The sequence below is a fragment of the Pelosinus propionicus DSM 13327 genome (genome assembly GCF_900114615.1).
GTDB classification, from domain to species: domain Bacteria; phylum Bacillota; class Negativicutes; order DSM-13327; family DSM-13327; genus Pelosinus; species Pelosinus propionicus.
This window is the reverse complement of sequence record NZ_FOTS01000005.1, coordinates 128,523-150,517: the sequence shown is the minus strand read 5'-3', so window position 1 is coordinate 150,517 and position 21,995 is coordinate 128,523. Positions and strand designations below refer to the sequence as shown.

17 protein-coding genes are annotated in these 21,995 nt (G+C 39.6%); all 17 read right to left on the bottom strand.

Annotation, left to right across the window (positions count from 1 at the left end; all coding sequences use genetic code 11):
* Nucleotides 1-11: 11 nt before the first annotated feature.
* The 17 genes from fabD to BMZ99_RS04075 all read right to left on the bottom strand — a co-directional run bounded on the left by fabD (nucleotide 12) and on the right by BMZ99_RS04075 (nucleotide 21,986).
* Nucleotides 12-2,378 (bottom strand): ACP S-malonyltransferase, encoded by a 2,367-nt coding sequence (gene fabD / locus BMZ99_RS04155; RefSeq protein ID WP_090933231.1) that lies wholly within the window; start codon nucleotides 2,376-2,378, stop codon nucleotides 12-14.
* 23 nt (nucleotides 2,379-2,401) lie between these two features.
* Nucleotides 2,402-3,358: an acyltransferase domain-containing protein gene (locus BMZ99_RS04150; RefSeq protein ID WP_090933229.1), complete on the bottom strand. Its 957-nt coding sequence runs from the start codon at nucleotides 3,356-3,358 to the stop codon at nucleotides 2,402-2,404.
* 89 nt (nucleotides 3,359-3,447) lie between these two features.
* A complete protein-coding gene (locus BMZ99_RS04145) occupies nucleotides 3,448-6,600 on the bottom strand; it encodes an efflux RND transporter permease subunit (RefSeq protein ID WP_090933227.1) in 3,153 nt (1,050 codons plus the stop codon).
* An 82-nt stretch (nucleotides 6,601-6,682) separates the two neighbouring features.
* Nucleotides 6,683-7,210 carry a transcription termination/antitermination NusG family protein gene (locus BMZ99_RS04140; protein WP_090933225.1) on the bottom strand — a complete coding sequence of 176 codons (528 nt, stop codon included), beginning with the start codon at nucleotides 7,208-7,210 and terminating at the stop codon, nucleotides 6,683-6,685.
* Nucleotides 7,211-8,008: 798 nt separating this feature from the next.
* Nucleotides 8,009-9,220 carry an L-serine ammonia-lyase, iron-sulfur-dependent, subunit alpha gene (locus tag BMZ99_RS04135; protein WP_090933223.1) on the bottom strand — a complete coding sequence of 404 codons (1,212 nt, stop codon included), beginning with the start codon at nucleotides 9,218-9,220 and terminating at the stop codon, nucleotides 8,009-8,011.
* 31 nt (nucleotides 9,221-9,251) lie between these two features.
* Nucleotides 9,252-9,908 carry an MgtC/SapB family protein gene (locus BMZ99_RS04130; protein ID WP_090933221.1) on the bottom strand — a complete coding sequence of 219 codons (657 nt, stop codon included), beginning with the start codon at nucleotides 9,906-9,908 and terminating at the stop codon, nucleotides 9,252-9,254.
* 202 nt (nucleotides 9,909-10,110) lie between these two features.
* Nucleotides 10,111-11,508, bottom strand: coding sequence for an RNA polymerase factor sigma-54 (gene rpoN, locus BMZ99_RS04125; protein WP_090933219.1), 1,398 nt, complete (start codon nucleotides 11,506-11,508; stop codon nucleotides 10,111-10,113).
* A 14-nt stretch (nucleotides 11,509-11,522) separates the two neighbouring features.
* The gene (hypE, locus tag BMZ99_RS04120; protein ID WP_090933217.1) at nucleotides 11,523-12,533 is read right to left on the bottom strand and encodes a hydrogenase expression/formation protein HypE; all 1,011 of its coding nucleotides are present in this window, start codon (nucleotides 12,531-12,533) and stop codon (nucleotides 11,523-11,525) included.
* Nucleotides 12,530-13,630, bottom strand: coding sequence for a hydrogenase formation protein HypD (gene hypD, locus BMZ99_RS04115; RefSeq protein ID WP_090933215.1), 1,101 nt, complete (start codon nucleotides 13,628-13,630; stop codon nucleotides 12,530-12,532). Before hypD ends, hypE begins: the two co-directional genes overlap by 4 nt.
* Nucleotides 13,611-13,841, bottom strand: a complete 231-nt coding sequence (locus BMZ99_RS04110) for a HypC/HybG/HupF family hydrogenase formation chaperone (protein WP_090933213.1) — start codon at nucleotides 13,839-13,841, stop codon at nucleotides 13,611-13,613. The genes hypD and BMZ99_RS04110 overlap by 20 nt, the downstream gene beginning before the upstream one ends.
* A gap of 4 nt (nucleotides 13,842-13,845) precedes the next feature.
* On the bottom strand, nucleotides 13,846-16,104 hold the full coding sequence (hypF, locus tag BMZ99_RS04105; RefSeq protein WP_090933211.1) for a carbamoyltransferase HypF: 2,259 nt from the start codon (nucleotides 16,102-16,104) through the stop codon (nucleotides 13,846-13,848).
* A gap of 16 nt (nucleotides 16,105-16,120) precedes the next feature.
* The gene (scfB, locus tag BMZ99_RS04100) at nucleotides 16,121-17,476 is read right to left on the bottom strand and encodes a thioether cross-link-forming SCIFF peptide maturase (protein ID WP_090933209.1); all 1,356 of its coding nucleotides are present in this window, start codon (nucleotides 17,474-17,476) and stop codon (nucleotides 16,121-16,123) included.
* A gap of 234 nt (nucleotides 17,477-17,710) precedes the next feature.
* Nucleotides 17,711-17,851, bottom strand: coding sequence for a six-cysteine ranthipeptide SCIFF (gene scfA / locus BMZ99_RS04095; protein ID WP_017531201.1), 141 nt, complete (start codon nucleotides 17,849-17,851; stop codon nucleotides 17,711-17,713).
* A gap of 208 nt (nucleotides 17,852-18,059) precedes the next feature.
* Nucleotides 18,060-19,049, bottom strand: coding sequence for a phosphate acetyltransferase (gene pta, locus BMZ99_RS04090; RefSeq protein WP_090933207.1), 990 nt, complete (start codon nucleotides 19,047-19,049; stop codon nucleotides 18,060-18,062).
* A 125-nt stretch (nucleotides 19,050-19,174) separates the two neighbouring features.
* Nucleotides 19,175-19,537: an MGMT family protein gene (locus BMZ99_RS04085; protein WP_245754809.1), complete on the bottom strand. Its 363-nt coding sequence runs from the start codon at nucleotides 19,535-19,537 to the stop codon at nucleotides 19,175-19,177.
* 58 nt (nucleotides 19,538-19,595) lie between these two features.
* Nucleotides 19,596-20,783 (bottom strand): methyl-accepting chemotaxis protein, encoded by a 1,188-nt coding sequence (locus BMZ99_RS04080; protein WP_090933203.1) that lies wholly within the window; start codon nucleotides 20,781-20,783, stop codon nucleotides 19,596-19,598.
* A 75-nt stretch (nucleotides 20,784-20,858) separates the two neighbouring features.
* A complete protein-coding gene (locus tag BMZ99_RS04075) occupies nucleotides 20,859-21,986 on the bottom strand; it encodes a hypothetical protein (RefSeq protein WP_090933201.1) in 1,128 nt (375 codons plus the stop codon).
* Between the last annotated feature and the right edge of the window lie 9 nt (nucleotides 21,987-21,995).

The following is a 21,995-nucleotide window of genomic DNA, read 5'->3' as shown; positions in this document are numbered from 1 at the left end:
GATACCATTTATTAATTACAATTCTCCAAGAATTTCTTATAACGCTGATTTAATAATTCTACAGTCTCATTCATTAATTTTACTGCAATCACATCGACGTGTCTCTTCTTCCAATCTTCTAAATCGGTTCCTTTAACCCATTGATTGAATGCCCCAAGAGCAGGTCCGCAATGTATTTGATAGTCAACTTTATTTTCCTCACTTCCTCCTAAAGCCAGTCGAGTACTATAACCAAAATACCACCGAAAAATTAGAGCCATTTTGTGTTTAGGATTTCGCTCTGCTTTTTCAATTTCTTCAGTAGGATAAAAGGATTTGATATCTTGATATACATCGCTAAAACTTTTTTTAAAATATTTCTCCTGTATCTGTACCTTAGTTTTTTCATCAATCTCATCCAATGAATTATACCTCCGATACAATTCATACAATTTATTTGCCCTTATCGGAAAGAATAGTCCTTTTTTTAATACCTGAATTTTGGCACCCAGTTCAAACATATCTCCTGCAGGCGCATAATCCGTATCCTGAACATTCATCTGCTGCAGCAAGTCTTTTACATTATTGCTTGTAGATGCCTCCACTGTGCATTGATTAATGGAACCCGTCACAATAAAATCTGCTCCCATAATAAAAGCTGCAGCTGCAGCCTCAGGAGTTCCAATACCCCCAGCTGCGCCAACTCGTACTTTTTTCTGGTATTGATATTTTCTCATCATTTGATCGCGCAGCGTAATCATTGCCGGTATTAAAGCAGAAGCTACTCCTCCATCTGTATGGCCTGCCGAATCTGCTTCGGCACAAATATCATCCGCCATAGGAATGACCTTTAACAGATCCGCTTCTTCCTCTGTAATTTTCTTTTCTGCCAGCAGTTTCGCAACAATCCGTTCCGGAGCAGGACTAAAGAACGCTTCTGCCACTTCCGGCCGCGATACTTTAGCAATGATCCTGTTGAGTGCAATAACTTCGCCCTGGGTATTTCGCCTCATTCCTTTGGCCCGATATTTAACTAAGGCTGGAGTAATACTGATAAAAGCCGCTGCTTCCAACGTTTTTACACCATGCAACAAATAAAGATCTACGATTTCTTCTTCTTTATTTGGATCAATTGGATTATGGAGCAAATTCATTCCGTAGGCCTGCCCTTCGGAAAGCTCTTTTTGAATATATTGGATTGCTGCTTCAATTTGCGATACGTTTAAACCGCCAGTTCCAAGAAACCCCATCATTTTTGCCTTACCCATTTTTATTACCATTTCTTTTGAAGCGATTCCCCGATACATTGCACCAGTTATATAGGGATATTGAATATTATAGTCTTTCTTAAACGCTGCACTTCCCAACGATGATGAGGATATTCCCTCGAATGTTCTATTATTTCCTTTTGCTGTTTCTGGATTGCCTTTCTGATTATGAATCTTGACTGTTTCTGTCTCAATTAAAAAAGATGCTCTCTCTGGCGGTATAGAAAGATCATCTTTTTTCACATCATTCTTGCATTCAATATCTGTAAGTAGTAATGGCTGCGCTTCTCTTTTAATTCGTCTAATCAATCCTGTTAAGACATTACCAGAGCCAATCTCTACAAATTCCATTTCTCCAAATCCCATCAGGTAGCGAATACTTTCAGTCCATTTAACCGGTTGAGTGATTTGTTCAATTAAATTCTGCTTAACAGCGAATTGCTTGTAAGGTCTGGCATAAACATTTGAAATTACGGGGATGTGCAGCTCAGAGAATGTAAAGTCCTGCAAGAATATTTCAAATTCCCTTCTGGCTTCCTGCATATAGCGAGAATGAAACGCACCGCTTGTCTTCAGTAAAAGGAACATTTGTACATCTTTCATTCCTTCAAAAACCGGCTGTGCATCTTCAATCTCTTTTCTTAATCCAGAAATTACAATCTGCGTAGGTGAATTATAATTTGCAATATCGATGGTCAGCATATTATTTTTCTTTAAAGCATCAGATATTTGTTCTTCATTTAGACCAATCACTGCTCCCATGCCGCCTCCAACAGCGCGGCTCATAAGTTGACCTCTCTTTTGTACAAGTTTTAATCCAGTTGTAAAATCAAATGCTCCTGCAGCAAATAAGGCATTATATTCCCCCAAGCTATGGCCAGCGACATAATCGGGTTCTTTTCCTGTATCCTGAACTTTTTTAAGATAACCTAATGCATTCACTACATACAAAGCAGGCTGAGTATATTGTGTCTCACCTAATTTTGAATCTGTATCTTCTAGACAAAGCTGCTTAATTGAATAACCCAAGATCTCATCTGCTTTTTCTGCCAATTCCTTAAATTCATCAAAAAGCGATCCCCCCATTCCTTTACTCTGGGAGCCCTGACCAGGAAAAACATATGTAATCATGCAAAATAAACCCCTTTCATAATTTAATTGAGTGATTCTATTACTCTTTGTAGTTTCTTGGCGTCCTGTCCAAAAGGAGTTAAAATCGTATAAACATTTGACTCCGAGCCAGAAGCCAGATTTCTTTTTACAAAATTAGCTAATGTTCCAGATGGACCTAAGTCAATATACGAAAACTGATTTTCTATTTCAAGCCTTTGTATCGTTTTTTGAAAATTGATCGGCTGTCGAAGTACATTCCAAAAATGCTCTGCATCAATATCCTCAATTTTTCCAGCTGATACACATGATATAAAAGGTATCTGAGAATGCTTGAATGTTAAATTACTTAACTTTTTCTTATATTCTCTCGCTATCGGTTCAATATTGGCAGAATGAAAACCATACCTTACAGGGAGTGTCTGAAACATAATTCCCTCGCTCTTTAAATATGATTCTACAGATATCCATTCATCACGATAATTGCCGGATATAATAAAATGGGAAGAATAATTGATTGCAGCAAGCTCAAAATAATCATGAATAACTGAAATTTGTTTATATAATTCAAGCTTATCAACAATCGCTGTCATACTACCTGGCTGGCAATCACTTTGGATTAATGCAGATTGAATCAAGAGGTATTCTAACGCTTCTTCCAATGATAATATACCGGTAATCGCTGCTGAAACAAATTCTCCTAAGCTTGCTCCTAGCACATAGTCCGGTTCTATCCCATTTTCTATGCATACTCGCGCTAAGGAATATTCCACCATAAAAATAGCAGGATGCGTGTAGGATAGCTTATCAAATTCTGTAGATTTATGTTTTGCTGGGTTGTATATTTCTTCTAGAATGTTAATTCCAGCATTTTTCTGTATGATCTGATTCATTTTAGGCATCCAATGCTGAAAAGTTATATTCGTTTCATATAGTTCCCTGCCCATATGATAATACTGCGATCCTTGACCTGAAAACATAAATATCTTGGATTTTCTCAATTATTCTTCTCCCTTCCAATAGCTCTGTTTTTTCTTAACTATTTCTTTCAAGCTCATCAGAGAATTCAGCTACTCTTTCTTCTCTTACATTAACCCATCGGAATAGATTGGTCTTGTTTTTTTTGCTTCTTGCCTATCACCTTCTCCGCTAATCGTTCAACAGTCACGTATAACACTGGAATAATAAAAATACCTATAATTGTAGCCATAAGCATCCCTCCTATTACCGAAGTACCCATAGAAATACGGGCACCAGCGCCGGCACCAGTAGCAACTGCCAGAGGTATACATCCAAGTATAAAAGCCATTGAAGTCATTACTATAGGGCGTAATCGAAGCTTTGCCGCCTCAATTGCCGCATGAACAGGGTCCATGCCATGATCCACCCTAACTTTAGCAAATTCCACAATTAATATCGCGTTTTTTGCAGTTAGTCCAATGAGCATTACCAGCCCAATTTGCATATAAATATTATTTTCAAGATTTCTTAAGAATTGAAACAGGAACGATCCAAAAACAGCTGTAGGCACTGATAAAAGAACTGCGAAAGGTACAATCCAGCTTTCATAAAGTGCTATCAAGCAAAGAAACACAAATAACAGTGAAAAAATAAATATCATAGGAGCGCGCTCACCAGCAATTTTTTCATCCCTACTTTGCTCAGCCCATTCATAACTAAAACCCGGTGGCAGTACTTGAGCTGCTACTTCTTCCAATGCAGCCATAGCTTGTCCAGAACTATAACCAGGAGCAGGATTTCCCCCAATCTGTACTGCTCTAAAACCGTTAAATCTTTTAATAACAGTTGGCGCATTAATCGGTACTGTTTTTAACAGCGTATTAAGAGGAATCATCTCTCCTGCGGCACTGCGTAAGAATAAGAACCGCATGGAATCCACACTACTTCGATATTGTGCTTCTGCCTGTATAACCACCTTATAAGTACGCCCAAATCGATTAAAATCATTAACCTCTAAACCGCTTAGAAAGGTTTGCAATGCATTAAATACGTCCTTTATCTGTATTCCCAATTTCATCGTCTTCTCACGATCCACTTCAAAACGATAACCGGGAGTATCTGTTCGAAAAGTAGAATATACCAGTCCAATCTCAGGTCTCTTACTAGCTGCACCTATGAACTGTCGGGAAATATCGTCTAGCTTCTCAATGCTGCCGCCTGTCTTATCCTGAAGCATAAACGTAAATCCGCCATAGGTACCTACTCCTGGAAGTGTAGGCGGCTCAAAAACCAATATTGTTGCTTCAGAAATCTGACTTGTATTAATAAAGGCAGAGCGTATCTGATTTTCTATCTGCAATTCTGGTTTTTGTCGCTCAGACCAAGGTTTTAACAAAACAAAGACTGCTGCAGCGTTTGGTTTACCAGCATCAGCCAATACATCATATCCAGTAAATACTGTAGTAGACTCAACACCAGGTATATTTGCAAGGGTTTCACACGCTTTATTGGCTACCTCCCTTGTACGATTCATAGTTGCCCCTTCTGGCAAATTTATAGCCACAATATAATTTCCCTGATCTTCACCTGGCACAAAAGAAGAAGGTAGTATATGAATTAACATAGCAATCATAATGATCATAACTGCTAGGAGCATCATACAGAGGCGTATTTTTTGAATAGCCCATCCAACACCAATCTCATATTTTTTAAGTATCCGTTCAAACCAAGCATTAAATCTTTCTAATGCTATCCCTAATGGCCCCGTATAATCCTTAGGATTATACGGTCTTAGTAGCATTGCACAAAGTGCTGGCGTCGTAGTAAGTGCCACAAAAGCCGATAGCAGCATCGACACTACAATCGTTAAAGCAAATTGTTTGTATAATACTCCTACTGTTCCTCCCATAAAAGCAACAGGAATAAATACAGCTGCCAGTACAAAAGCAATCGCGATAACCGGTCTGGTCACTTCGCCCATTGCTTGTTTTGTCGCTTCTCTGGGAGACAATCTGTTATAACGGATATGCCGCTCGACTGCTTCAACTACAACAATCGCATCATCTACTACTAATCCTACAGCCAAGACCATTGCAAACAAAGTGAGCGTATTAATAGAAAAACCTAGCAGCAAGAATGCACCAAACGTTCCAATTAACGAAACAGGAATCGCCAGCATCGGAATGAGAGTTGCCCTCCAGCTGCCCAAGAATATAAATACAATGACAAGTACTAGTAAAATCGATCCTCCAAAAGTTTTAAGTACTTCTCTTAAGGATTCATCCACATAACTAGTGTTATCAACACCAATATTGCATTGTAAATCAGAAGGAAACTGCGCCTGTGCGTGCTTAATGACTTTCTTTACTTGAGCGACTGTCTCAAAGGCATTCGCATCGGGAGTCAACTGTATGCCGAACAACACTGCATCTTTACCATTAAAATCACTGGAATATGCATAATGCCTGCCACCTAATTGAATCTTACTGACATCACTAAGTCGTATCAGAGAGCCATCTGATGTAGCTCGAAGAATGATGTTTTCAAATTCTTTTTCGTCTGTTAATCTTCCTTTTACTCGACCAGTATACTGATATTCTTGCCCTGGAATATAAGGTGCTTGACCAATAGTCCCTGCTGGTGCCTGCACATTCTGTTTCTGAATAGCATCGTATACATCATTTGTTGTGATTGCCAGTTGTGCCATTTTGTCTGGCTGCAGCCAAATTCGCATTCCAAAATCAGCACCATATTCGTTGACATTCCCTACACCTTTTATGCGTCTGATCTCGTCATTAATATTAATCGTAGCATAATTTTTCATAAATACGCGATCATAAGTTCCGCTTGGGGACCACAACACAAAATATAAAATTGTATCCGGTGTTACTTTGCGGGCAATGATTCCATTTTGCTGAGCTTCTTGTGGCATATTTGCATTGGTCTGGGCTACTGCATTTTGGATTTGCACTAATGCCATATCCTCATTTTTACCTAATTCAAATTTTACATTTAGCGAATAATATCCGTTATCCTGACTGGTAGATTGCATTTCTACCATATCTTGTACTCCATTAATCTGCTGTTCAAGCAGTTGAGCAATTGACTGTTCCACTACTTCCGAATTTGCACCAGAATAGCTCGTATTGACATTAACCCTCGGAGGCACAATCTGAGGATATTGAGAAATAGGCAAATGAAAAGCTGCAATTAAGCCAACAATTACAATAAACAATGATAAAACAATGGCAAAATTCGGGCGATCAATAAAAAAAGTACGCATAGCTAGCCTCCTAATTTACAGCTGGGATTTATACAATTATCCAGTTGCATCATATCACTTTCATCAAGGTGCAACAGTGCTATCAGACGCCCTCATTTTTAGCATTGATCAAAACACCTTCCAACTCTATTATCTTTTTTTCTTCTAAGATTGGGACCTCTACAGTAATGCGCCGGTTCCTGCTAGAAAACTTTTTAATCATATGCTCAAAACCCAATAATGGTCCATCAATCACTTTTATTTTTTCTTCTGTTTTTTCAATTTTGCTTACTTCAACGATTTTTCCATAATCCATTAGCCCCTGAAGTAATTTTCGTTCTTGATAGGATATAGGGACTAACGATCCTGCGCTCCTAACTAGTCTCACTACATTAATTTTATAAGCACGCAACAAGCGGTCAAATTTACCAATGTCTCTATTATTTACTGATACGAATAGGTAGCCTTCAAATAAAGGTCTAATGATGCTGACAACCTGTCCACTTTTTCGCCATCCGATTCTCCTTTTTGGACAAAAAACTTCAAAATCTGAAAATACTTCCATCTTTTTCAAAATTGATAACACTACTTCTTCTTTTCCACATAAAGTACGCAGCACATACCAGTCCATAGTACCCCTCCTAAAGCTTCTACTTGAAGAAATTCTATATAATAAACATTTGAATATTGTGCTTAACTTAAAATCATACAGCTAGAAGAATCATCACCATGAAGGAAATAAATAAGATTAATTAGCTTTATTTTTTTTGCGAATCGGTACTTAAAAGAACTTAGGGACAAAAAAGATATCCATTTATGCCCTTATATATAACTTATATATAGGGGAATAAATGGACTTTTCTTTATCTCTAGTCCAAAACTATTTTATTTTTCGTTAGCCCTCCTTAGATTTTATTTATACGATATAATACTTTCATTCACAAATTCTTTTATATTTTGTCGGTATACTAATATAATTTGCTTTTCTTAGTATATTCTTAACAAAATAAATGGAATTATCAGACAATTATAGATATACAACATGATAATTTTTCAAAATAGACATAAACATTCCATGAAGCATAAAATTGCCCCTTATACATTGAGGATATGACATTTTCCTCATTTCAATTAGCGCCTCCGCAATCGAATTTTAAGGAAAATTTGTTGCACATTCTAATTATACCATTTATTGAATATTTTACCATGGTATTTTTTTGTAATATTTTGTTATATTTAATCAAGCGAAAAAATATTGATCTCTAGCCAGATCTAGTTTTTTTGCCCTAACGATCCATATATATGTTTTTTTACTAGTAAATCATGCATTTACATAGGAATGCCTCTTACTATACCAAATTGTATGTTCATTCATACTTTTTGTATAGAAGAGGCATTCCTGATTACTATAACCATATATTTTATCTGCCTATTGTGCCAAATTCTTAATCATCTGTTCAATTGTGCTATCAGTCATTCCATTATGGAGCGGAACAGCAATATGATACTGGGCCATTAGAGAGCTCTCTACTGCAACAGCAGCTGCTATAGACAAATTTATCCCACATTTTGTACTATTATGACCAATCATTCCTGTCAAGTTACCAAACACATTTTTCATGGAATTTGCAATCATTCTGCCATCACCATTCCTCAGCCATGTAATAGCAGCACTGGCACCTGATACAGCCGCCACCGGACAACCGTATAAAGTTGGCAAATGATCGGTACGAACTTTTATATAAATAGTAATCCCAAGACTAATCGCAATGGCCCTAGCTAGTTGTTCTTTGGAAACGCCTATTTTTTTACCTGCAGCATACACAGGAAGAATTGCTGCTATTCCATAGTTTGCACTGCCTGCGCAGCTCATAATCTTAATACTTTCACCAGACAAGTAGGCATCAGCAGCAGCGACTGTCAGCATCTTTGCATAATTGACAATGTCATCTGATAGTACACCTTCGGCTATTAGGGAGTGAAAGAATGCTCCAATACCCAGGCCCATTTTTTTTGCAATGCCAATTTCTGCGGCGAAACAATTCATTTCCACACCATCCAGCAGAAATTCCATCTCATACCAAGGCATCTTTTCAACAATAGAAATCATATCTGCAATGCGTATTTCATCCCCTTGAAAAACAGCACGTTCTTTTGCAGTCTCCCCACTCGCATCTTGTTTAAAAATAAATTGTCCATTTTTTGTAATGCTGACTACATTCGTATGTGTATCTTTGATAATAACATGACACTCTTCGTGGCCGAATCTAAGATATGCCTCAATCCATAAACCGTTCTTGCTATCGTCAATGGAAATAGTAACGTCTTTTTGTTTTAATGCGTTTTTTCCCTGATCCAGCTCTTCGTCTGTTATACTCGCTAATATAGATAGTTGCTTTTCTGGTTGTCTTTTGATGGCTCCAAGTACTGCTGCAACCTCCAAATTTGCTTCCTTTGTACCGGGAATGGCTGCAGCATCTGTATACACCTTTGCATTCACGCTGATGGAAATGCTGTCAAATCTTCCCCCCAATGTCTCACTGGCATAAGCAGCAGCCAAAGCAATTGCCCCAGCATCCGGACTCCCCACTGTTGGCAATACCTCTGCTTTTAATATATTCAGCAACAAATTGTAATTCACAACCCATTACCCCCATTCATGATCATATCCATCATGCATCAAATGCTACATTAGTAATCCCAGAAATATTTAAAAGACCAACTGTCACCTGATTGTGTTCTACTTCCTTAGGAATATATACTGTAAAGACTATTTTAAGCAATTCTTTTTGCTCCCGAACATCTACATTTCGAATTTGAATGCCAGATACCCCTAGAACCGAAGCAATTTTTCCGATTTGCCCAGGTGTATCTATCGTTGTAATCGCCAATTCCATAAGAGAGTGATGATCCTTTTTTTCAATACGAGATAAAATACTTAATGTCAAAAATACAAAGCCCGTCGTCATGAAGGCTCCCATATAATATCCGCTGCCTACAGCTAGTCCCACACCGGATACCACCCACAAGCTGGCTGCTGTTGTTAATCCTTTAACGGTAGCTCCTTCTTTCATAATACTACCTGCTCCTAGAAAACCAATGCCACTGACTACCTGGGCTGCCAGCCGAGTAGGATCAGCATTTGTATATCCTTGTACGGATGCATAGATTTTAATTGACAAGATCATAATTAAACAAGAACCAATGGACACTAAAATATGCGTCCGAAGTCCTGCTGCTTTATGATGTGATTCCCGTTCATAGCCAATAAAACCGCCCAGAAAACTGGCCAGTAATAATCGAATCGCCATCTCCCACTCTACTACCATATCTTCCCCTCCCTTGTGTGCATCAAAGGTGCAAAATAACCGCTTATAAACTACAATATCTAACGTATAGTATACATTCTTTTCTCACTACATACAATCATTGCCATTTTCATAATCTGGCAAGAAGATAAATCAACCGCAGAGGCACAGATAATACAGATAAAAGATAGAGACGTAACTACGCGTTACGCCTCTTATTATTTCAATACCGTTTACGTTTTGCTGATGAAGGGATATTCTGTTCCTCTCGATATTTCGCTACAGTCCGCCTAGAAATTTTCATTCCATGCTGGCAAAGAATTTCAGATAGTGCCTGATCACTAAAAGGATCAGAAGAATCTTCTGAATTAATTAACTCTTTAATTTTTTGCTTTACCTTCGTAGCTGATACATCTTGGCTGCCATCACTACTTTGTACAGCTGTCGAAAAAAAGCTGCGTAAACTGACAACCCCATGAGGAGTATCTACATATTTATTAGCAATTGCACGGCTCACAGTAGATTCATGAACCTCTATCTTTTCAGCTACTTTCTTCATAACCAAAGGACGTAAGAATTTTGCGCCTTTATCAAAAAAGTCCTGCTGCAGCTCAATAATCGCTTCCATCACATTGTATAAAGTGCGACGGCGCTGTTCAATACTCTTAATCAGCCAAACAGCAGAGTTTAAACGGCCTTCGATAAATTTTTTGGACTCGCTGTCAGCTTCCATCGCCACACGACGATAGTAAGGATTAATCGTCAATTTAGGAACACTCGTGTCATTTACAGTAATCACGTACTTGTCATTGACTCTTTCCACAGTCATATCTGCCACAATATAACTGCACTGGTCATTTCCAAATGCGCGACCCGGCTTCGGGTCAAAAGTACGAATCACATCTACCGCTTGTTGTATTTCCTGAGGGCTGCAGTTCAGTTTTTCCGCAATTGCTTTATATTTCCCCGCTGCCACTTCCGGCAAATAATGACAAATAATATCTTCCACTATTGTAGTATAAGTGCCTTTTTGCTGACACTGCAGCAATAAGCATTCTTTTAAATCTCGTGCCCCTACACCCATGGGGTCAAAAGTCTGGATCAGGTTAAGAACTTCTAAAACCTTATCTTCACTTGTTCCAAAAATCTCTGCAGCTTCTGACAGAGTACCACATAAGTACCCATTTTCATCAATGCAGCCAATCAGATAATGTCCAATTTGTTTAGCAGTCTCATCGCGTACTGCCAGATGCAATTGGAATTCCAAGTGTTCATGCAATGAAATATTATTTTTGACAAACTTTTCTACAGTAGTTTTTTCATCATCAACTACCATATACTCCGACTTCTTATCGATTCCTTGATTAAAGTAATCATCCCAGTTCAAGTAATCATCCAGCTGCTCTTTTGGACTTTCGGGTACAGGATCTACTTCAGGATCATCAGCTTCTTTTTCCGCTATCTCTAATACAGGATTTTCCATAATTTCCTGTTCGATCATATCTGACAATTCTAAGGCAGAAAGCTGCAAAATGGCGATTGCCTGCCGCAGTTCAGGTGTCATCATTAACTTTTGGTTCAATTCTAATTTAAGACCATAACCTAGGTTGATAGGAATCACCTCCTATAGCTTATTCAACATATGCGCGGCAATTGATCACCTACCAGCATATCCAGTAATCGAACGCCGCCAATCCTGGTACGTAAGCCAACCTGTCCACGAGCTTCCTTCACGACTTTGCCTATTACTCGTGCTTCACTTCCGTAAACATGTTGTTTCATAATATCCAATACTTGATTTGTCGATTCCTGCTCCACAAAAACAATCACTTTTCCCTCATTCGCTAAATACAGCGGATCAAAACCTAAGATATCACATGCCGCTTGAACAGCTGAAGATATTGGAATATCCATTTCCTCTAACATAATACCAACCCCCGATTGCAAAGCAATCTCATTTAGAGTCGTGGCAAGTCCTCCCCGTGTTGGATCTCGCAAGACAGCAATCTTAGGCACCGCTGTCAGCATCGCCTCTACCAAACTATTAAGCGGTGCACAATCACTGCGTACACTTTGAGGAAAATGTAAACCATGACGTTCTCCCATTACCGCTAAGGAATGCTCACCTAGATAACCACTCAAAATAATATTCTGGCCAGGTAAAGCATTTTTCCCTGAAATATGAATACCATCCATAATCTTGCCAATCCCAGCAGTATTGATATAAATACCATCTACTGCTCCTTTTTCAACGACTTTCGTATCTCCGGTTACAATATAGACTCCAGCTTCTGTGGCAGCTTGCTGCATGGAGGCAACAATGCGCTGTAAATCAGAAATAGGAAAGCCTTCTTCCAGTACAAAACCAGCACTTAAATACGAAGGGAGAGCGCCATTCATTGCTATGTCATTTACTGTGCCGCATACTGCCAGCTTGCCAATATCTCCGCCAGGGAAAAATAAAGGTTTTACTACATAAGAATCGGTAGAAAACGCCAGACGACACCCATTAATATGAAGCTGAGCCCCATCATTCATTTCACCTAGGATCTCATTAGCAAAAGCAGGCCACATTATATCTTTTATTAAATCATGGCTTAATTTCCCGCCGCTGCCATGAGCCAGCTGAATACGTTTATTACTCACACCTGCCACCTCCCTGCTCCGTACTTATACCATGCTGCACAAGTACCTTCTACAGACACCATACACGATCCAATGGGATGTTCAGGTCTACAAGCTTTTCCAAATAAAAGACAGGCTGACGGCAGAAGCAGTCCGCGCAGTACTTTTCCACACTGACAATGACTGGCTTCTTTTGTCTCCTCTACTACTATAGGTATGTTCAAAAGAGCATCAAATGCCTGATATTTTGCACGAATGGACATTCCTGAATCAGGAATTTTGCCAAGTCCCCGCCATACAGCATCTGACTGCTGATATACTTGAGACAAAATAGCACAGGCGGACGGATTTCCGACTTTTGGCACAATACGGCTGTACTGATTCTCCAACCTTGCTGTCTGATCATGAACCTGCTGTATAAGCATATAAACGGATTGCAAAATATCTAATGGTTCGAAACCCGCCACAACCCCTGGAATATGATACTCCGTACTTAAAAACTCATATGGCTGCAGCCCAATAATAGCACTGACATGACCAGGCAGTAAAAAGCCATCTACATGACTTTCCCCTGATGCCAGCAATGACCTGAGAGCAGGAGGTACTAATTTATGAGCTGATAATACATAAAAATTAGTACAACGTGCCTCACTCGCCATTAAAATGGCTGCAGCTGCAGTAGGAGCCGTTGTTTCAAAACCGACTGCCAGAAAAATCACTTTTTTATCAGGATTTTTTTCAGCAAATTCCAAGGCTTCCAGGGATGAATAAACAATACGGATATCAGAGCCTTGTGCTTTTTCTTGAGCTAACGTAGAAGAAGATCCTGGTACTTTTAGCATATCCCCAAATGTCGTAATCATAACATCAGATTTTCTGCTATAAGCAATTGCAGTGTCTAAATATTCATTTGGCGTCACACACACAGGGCACCCTGGACCGCTAACCAGTTCTACATGTTCTGGCAGCAGCTGACGAATACCGGATTTAAAAATCGACACAGTGTGAGTACCGCATACTTCCATTAAACGAAGAGATCTCCCTTTAGATAATCTTTCAATCTCTCTAGTGAAAAAAGCTGCTGTTTTTTTTACGCCTTCATTTGTCATGCTCAGCATATTGCTCCAACTCCTTGAATAAGGCCAAGGTTTTCTGCGCTTCTTCTTCGTCTATAACCTGAACTGCAAATCCTGCATGCATTAATACAAAATCTCCTACCTGAGCATCAGGCAAAAGCATAACACTCACCTTTCGCGTCACACCCCCTACTTCAATCGTAGCTAGCATATCCTGCCTCGCTAGAATCTTTCCTGGTACAGCTAAACACATAGGATCACCTCTTTCTTATACATGCTCCAGCCACAGCTGCCTGTCCGAAAGCAAGACCCCCATCATTAGGTGGAACAAGCTCATTCGTATAAACACTTATGCTGTCTTGTTGCAAGATTCCGACTACTTTTTCTAAAATAGTAATATTTTGCCATACACCGCCACTGAGTACAACCTTTTGTATGCCTGTATCCTCTTTTATTTTCCGAACCATAGTAACAACTGCATCGGCTATGGTTTCATGAAAGCAAGCTGCTAAAAGTTCAACTGAACGTCCTTTACGAACGGCTTCTATCATAGCTGCAAAAGTAGGCATAAAATCTAAAATATAAGGACTTGCCTGAGAAATATCATAAGGCAATACCTGACCATATTGTTTGTACCCTGCCCGCTCTAATTCAATTGCTCCCTGCCCTTCGTAATGAATGGTATGACAAATACCTAATATGCCTGCTGCAATATCAAATAAGCGGCCTGCACTTGAAGTCAGCGGAGCATTGATTCCCTTCGCCGCGGCTTGTACCATCAACTCCCAGCCTGGAGACAAATTTCGACTCAATTTAATATCAAAAGCAGCAAACTCTTGCCCATATAGATTATATAACACCCAGGCCGCTATGCGCCATGGTTCTTTAATCGCTTTTGCACCACCAGGCAAAGGTAAATATTTACAATGACCAAGACGGACAAATTCTGTGCAGTCGGCTATTAAAAATTCTCCCCCCCACAAGGTTCCATCGCATCCATAGCCAGTACCATCAAAAGCAACGCCGATGACCTTCTCATCAATGCTATGCTCTGCTAATACAGAGGCAATATGAGCATGATGATGCTGTACCCCCAGATGGGAAATAGGCAAAGACAAGGCATATTTTGAAGCTAAATATTCTGGATGCCAGTCATAGGCGACCAGAGTAGGCTCAATTGAAAATAACTTTTTATAATGCTCAATAGCAGCAAGATACGCCTCATACGTTGCCATATTCTCTAAATCCCCCATATGACTGCTCATAAAGGCAAACGAACCGCGTGTCAGGCAAAAAGTATTTTTCGCTTCGCCACCAACCGCCAAAATAGACGGCATTTCCTGGGAAATTTTTATAGGTTGCGGAGCAAATCCTCGACTACGCCTCAATATTTGTCGCTTATTTCCTGTTATTCGAACCACAGAATCATCACTTTGCTGAAAAATTTCTCGATTATGCACTAAAAAATAATCTGCGATTCGTCCTAATAATTTGATAGCATCTTGGTCTTTATAAACAATCGGCTCATCACTTATATTACCACTGGTCATTACCCATACGTCCTGCTCTTCCAGCAGCAGCCAATGAATCGGAGCATAAGGCAGCATCATACCCAAAACATCTGTGCCGGGCGCAACACTCTGTGCTAAATCAGAATCAGACTTTTTAGTTAATAATACAATGGGACGTGCAGAACTTGTCAGCAGAAGTTCCTCTTCTTTCGACACATCACATATTTGTCTGATTCTCTCTATACTACCACACATAAGGGCAAAGGGTTTTTCTTCTCTAATCTTACGAGTGCGTAATTGACTGACGGCTTGTTCCTGACGAGCATCACAAGCTAAGTGATAACCGCCGATTCCTTTTATTGCCACAATATTTCCTGCTGCAATCAGCTGCCTCGTTTTTCTGGGGGCATCACAAGCAATCGGTGTTCCCTCACTAGTAAGAAGACGAAAGGCAGGACCACATTCTGGGCAGGCATTAGGCTGGGCATGAAATCGCCGATTACCGGGATTATCGTATTCAGCCTGACAGCTGGAACACATAGGAAATGTATTCATGGTTGTAGCAGCTCGATCATAGGGAACATCTTTAATAATACTATAGCGCGGACCACAATTTGTACAATTGATAAACCCATAGCGATACCGCCTATCCGCAGGGTCTGTCATTTCTCCTAAACACTCAGAACAAGTAGCAACATCGGGAGAAACCCACGCTGTTTTTTGCATTTCTTCCCTACTATAGCGGATTATAAATTCAGTATCTCCACGCAGATTGACTAGATTAACGGTCATTTCCTCTATTACTGCAAGAGGAGGTGCAGAAAAACTCAGTTCCTCAAGAAAACGTGAAACGGTCGGAGAATCTCCTTCTGCCTCAATTTCGACCCCTTGAGAATTATTCAGCACCCAGCCTGTTAATTGGTAGTGCTGTGCTAGATTATAAACAAAGGGGCGGAACCCCACCCCTTGTACAATACCGTTTATGTGTATGGCAAGACGCTGCATAGTATTGTCCCCTCTACTATTTTCCGCTTTCCAATCTTAACAGTGCCTGAATCATTAAGGCACATTCCAGTCGTTTTTTTTGTAATTCACAGCCAATTTCATAGGGAATATTTATATCCTTGTTGAACAAGTCTGCATTTGCATGACAACCTCCGCTGCAATAAAAACGCGCCCAACATTCACGACATTCACTTTTATTTAAAACATGGCTTTGGCGAAATTGATCCGGTAAGACAGTATTTTTCACACCTTCAAATACATCGCCTAGTAAAAATTCTTCCCGCCCGACAAACTGATGGCAAGGATACAGGTCCCCTTCAGGTGTGACAGCAAAATACTCATGTCCAGCACCACAGCCGCTTAAACGCTTTGCGACACAAGGTCCGTTATCAAGGTCTAAATTAAAATGAAAAAATTCAAACCCCTGTCCCTTACGTTTACGTTCCAGATACGCTTGCGCCAATAAATCATATTGAGCAAATAATTGTGGAAGATGCTCTTTTGTCAGAGCATAATCACAGTCCTGAGCTACAACAGGCTCCACAGATAACTGGGTAAATCCCTTATCAGCGATATCTAATACATCCGCAGCAAAATCTAAATTATGAGCAGTAAAAGTGCCTCGCAAATAATAATTTTGCCCATTTCGAGAATCAATGGTTTTAGTTACGTTTTTCAAAATCATATCATAACTGCCCGCACCATTCACAAATGGTCGCATGTTGTCATGAACTTCGCGCCGCCCATCCAAGCTAAGTACCAGGCTAATATTGTTATCATTCAGATACTGGTTGATCTCATCATTTAAAAGTACGCCATTCGTCGTCAACGTTAGTTTAAACTTCTTGCCAGTCTCCTGCTCACGACGACGAATATAAGATACAGCGTGACGCACTGTACTCATATTCATGAGAGGTTCACCGCCAAAAAAGTCGATCTCACTATTAATACGTGGGCCACTATTTTCAATAATAAATTCTACTGCTCTTTCAGCTACTTCCTTACTCATCATACCGCGGGTATGACCAAAGTCTCCCGTCCCAGCAAAACAATAGTTGCAGCGTAAATTACAGTCATGAGCTACATGCAAACATACCGACTTTACTAAGGCCTTCTGACTAAAATGCAACGGTACTTCTACCATCTTAGAAAACAGCTTATTTTCATCCATTAATTGATGTAATTCAAATAATACTTCTCTTAATTCTTCGACCGCATACTTGGTAGAAAATGCTGCTACTACTGCCTCATCATTACTGCCATCAAAAACGTCCATCATATCATAAACCAATTTATCTACAACGTGGACAGCTCCACTGTTAATATCTAATATAATATATAGACCATTTAAATAAAACTTATGTATACTCATTTCATTCACCTTTAAAACAAATTATTTTAATTGCAAGCTAAGAAAAAACTTTAAACCACAAATACACAAAGAACAAAGGAGAGAATCATTCTTACTCCTGCCCTTTGTGGTTGATTGACTACTTAAGAAGAGACTTGGCTTACGCCAAGTCCTGAAAACGCAGGCAAAAGCCTTCATCGCTCTTACTTGAAATCAAGCCCTCTGCCCATTAGGACAGAGGGCTGTCTTGACGGTCTACTTCTGGCAGACCTGATTGCCAACGGTGCATGATGTCTTGCAGGCCGATTGGCAGGAAGTCTGGCACTCTCCACAGCCACCAGTATGTACAGTTTCCTGTAAAGAAGCTTTATTAACAGTAATAATATGCTTTGCCATGATAAATCCCTCCTTGCCCATAATTTTTATTTCTTGCTTTACCTATTTTATACGTTTTTGCAATACTAAGCAATAGCTATTAAAAATTGCCTTATCAATAGCAGATTTACTAGAAAATGCAAAGATTAGCCCCTCTCTCTGCACAGTCTGCATCTCTGCTATCATTCTTCTTTATTTTCTAGTTGTCAGTAGCACTCTCAACTTACTACTATGCCTGCGCTTGCACAGCTGTCATTGCAATTACGCCAACAATATCTTCCGCCTTGCAGCCTCTTGATAAATCATTAATCGGTTTAGCAAGTCCCTGAGTAACAGGCCCATAAGCTTGCGCTTTCGCAAGCCGCTCCACAAGTTTATATCCAATATTTCCTGCATTGAGATCAGGGAAAATTAGTACATTGGCCTTTCCTGCTACAGAGCTATTTGGCGCTTTTAACTTAGCCGTACTAGCAACCAATGCTGCATCTACCTGCATTTCTCCGTCAATCAGTAACGTAGGTGCTTTCTGTTTTGCTAAGGCAGTTGCTTGTACCACCTTTTGGGTGAGGGCACTATTGGCACTGCCATAGGTTGAATAGGAAAGCATAGCAACGCTTGGGGTAACACCAAGCAGGTTCTGCATAGTGTGAGCCGATGAAATTGCAATTTCAGAAAGCTGCTCTGCATTCGGATTTTCATTTAAACCACAGTCCGAAAACAAGAAAACTCCATCTTCTCCATATTCACAGTCCGGTATCACCATAATAAAGAAGGATGAAACTAAACTGGTACCCGGTGCAGTCTTAATAATTTGCAAGGCAGGTCTTAACGTATCTGCCGTAGAATGAATGGCTCCAGAAACCAATCCATCTGCATCATTATGTTTAATCATCATATTGCCAAAATAGACAGGATCTTTAAGTGTCTCCCTTGCCTCTTCTATTGTAAGTCCCTTGGACTTTCTTAGTTCATAAAAACTTCGAGTATATTCTTCACGCTTTTCTGCCGCTTCCACATCAATAATGGTAACCTGTGATAAATCAATATTCCCAGCTGCTTTCAAGATCTCTTCTTTACTTCCTACCAAAATAATTTCGGCAAGTCCCTCTGTCGCTGCAATGCTGGCGGCGGTCAAAACTCGTAGGTCAGTACCTTCTGGTAAAACGATTTTCTTTTTACTGAGCTTTGCTTTTTGTTTCATCTCATCAATAAAACTCATCACTAACCCTCTCCTCGTTCTTATTATTACTTTGACTTCGAAAGCATTAAAAAGACTACTTGACACAATGGAGTTACATCATAGCTTTATTATATCATACTTTTTCGACACTAGAATGCCTTATACTACATTTTTCCATCCCATCGATGTTTTTTCATATCCACGCATCCATATTTAGTAAAAGTAATTCCCTCTGTTTCAAGCAGCTGACGTTGCACATCTTTACCGCCAAAAGCAAATCCATCCGTAAGACCCCCATTTTGAAACACGACTCTATGGCAAGGTAATGCCCCATGATAAGGATTTCGGTGCATTGCATAGCCTACCGCACGAGATGCCCGATAACTTCCGGCCATAGAAGCAACCTGACCATAAGAAACCACTTTTCCTTCCGGGATATGACTGACAATTTCATAAACCTTATTGTTAAATCCTATAATAATCACCTTCATATACTGTAATAACTCCATTATATCTTTAAATAACATTTTTCCATCATATTATATAATATGCCTTTAATAATACTGACTCTGCTGCAAATAGGATTTATTTATACGTCATTTCCTTCATGTCTTTATTGAGCTCACCGCCCATAGCTTTAATTGCTTCTAGTACGGAATGAATTTTTTCAACCGACATTTCTTCTTCTCTAGATTTATTCGACGCCTGCATAAATACATTTTGATTATAATCAATAACTTGTGCCAATTCTTCTAAAGTTGGTGCAATCTTATTCACAAATCCTATGACTTCCTGAATAGAAGAATGGATTTTCTCAGTTGAAGTTTTGCTCTCACCTGCTAATTTCCCGATTTCTCGTGCTACTACAGCAAAACCACGTCCTTGCTCACCAACCCTTGCCGCCTCGATTGTCGCATTAAGCGCCAGTAGGTTAGTCTGCGCTGAAATATGTTTAATTGCCCCCGTCACATCACCAATATTTTGGGTTGCTTCTAATAAATTTTGGGCAAGATTTTTCAACGTCGCCAATCTTTCTTTTTCATTACCCATGTCCTCGTTAATCTGGCTAAACTGCTCCGACTCTTGTCGGAATACTTTTTTTAAATGATTGGAAATATTGGTAATCTCACTTAAATTTTTATATAACTCCTGCATTTTCTCAGTAAAATTCTCCAACATTTGGCGATGATCCTTCGAGACAGCCCATTGCATCAACTCACAGGCTGATTCAAGACTAGCTGTACGAAGCGCCCCAATAATCACAGCATCTTTACGAATATATGAACCAAATTTACGCTGCATCACACCATTTTTCCCAACGGTATTTTCTACTCCAATGAGGTATTTGGCACCCTTTAATTTTTTTTCGACTTCCTGCTCACTCAAAGCTGCAATTTGGATAATTTCCATATTGATGTGCTGAATATAATTCTCCTTACAGCGCATAATCAACCAATTTGCATAGTTAATCGAATCACTGAACAAATACGCTGTTTCCCCTGACGGTATCCGTGCAACCCGCGAAAAAAAGTCTGTCGTAGGCACTAAATCAATGCCGACAATTTTTTCATGTGGTACTCTTTCAGCAACTTTTTTCTTCATCGTAGCCACACAAACGACTAAGTCTACATGATCCAAATTACGCGGTAATTCTGTCGCCAGGCAAACATGTCCTACCGCATTCTCACCTAGTACCCGAACCACCGCATCATGTACTTCTTGGGCACTAAATTTACCCCGTGCCGTTCCAATAAAAGAAATTTTTTCTTGCATTTTTTCCCCTCATTTCATTACAAAATTTAAAGATGACAAACCCGAACCATGCGGAACAGGTTTGCCATCTTTTAATCAAAAATTCGTGCTAACTTGGAAACGATAATAATTGTCAGCATCTTTACCCGTGCTTTTCTTTTCCATATTAAAACCAGTTAAAAATTCTGCTAAAACGTTTTCCGCTACGACATAATGCAGGCTTACTCCCGGTCCCTTAACGTCATTACAGGGGATATTAATACTTTTATTTAATGTACCCGGTACATTCCCCTTATCAACATCTGCATAGTACAAACGCGCTTCATAAGAGTGCTCATTTCTATAATTTGCATTGCCATAACTTAAGGTAAAAAATTTCCCTACTGGCTTATCATCAATCGCTACATTTTTACTGTAATCACCAGCTAAACTCCAGTTCTTTCCAATGTCACTCTTAAAGCCTAAACCGGTAACTTCATAATCCACTGGACTGGCGTCCGCATTAGTTTCCCTGATATGCCATGCCTGTAACGCTGTAGCTTCACTGGGCTTGTATCCCAATTTAAGAAACACATTCTTTTCTATTTTATTTGCTGTAGTCCTTTTCCCGTCGGTTGAACTATTATTATCTTTTGCACCGCCCCAATCACCAAAACCAGCCGATACTTTTACGACTTTGCCTGTTGTGACTTCGATGCCATCATACATGCCGAGACTCCCTGCGGAAGACCAATAACCTGTAGTACCAAAGCTATGTCCAAAGCGACCTAGCTTTATCGAAGAATTCTTATCGCCATAAAGATTGTTAAATTGCATGTATGCATTGTCAATTTTGTTATAATTATCGCTAGTACCAGTCGCGCCCATTTCATTTTCATTCATTATAATCCCGCGAACTCTGAAAAAAGCATTCTTATTGATTTGCTTTTCCAAATTGAGCCGGACTCTCTGTTCAAATTCGTAACCATCTCCAGAATCTATCGACCGTACTCTTGCATCACCATAGAATTTCACGTCACTGTCTTTACTTTTCTTAATGGTTTCCTCTGTTTTTTTCTGTTTACTCTCTTGTGTCTTTAACTGTTTTTCAACTGTTGCTAAACGCGTCTTTAACGCACTTAGCTCAGCTTGCTGTTCCTCAAGGGTCGGTTCTGCAGCATATGCACTGCCAGTAATGCTTAAGATAAGCGCTGCGGCGATGCAAGTGAAAACATGTTTTTTCATCAATAAATC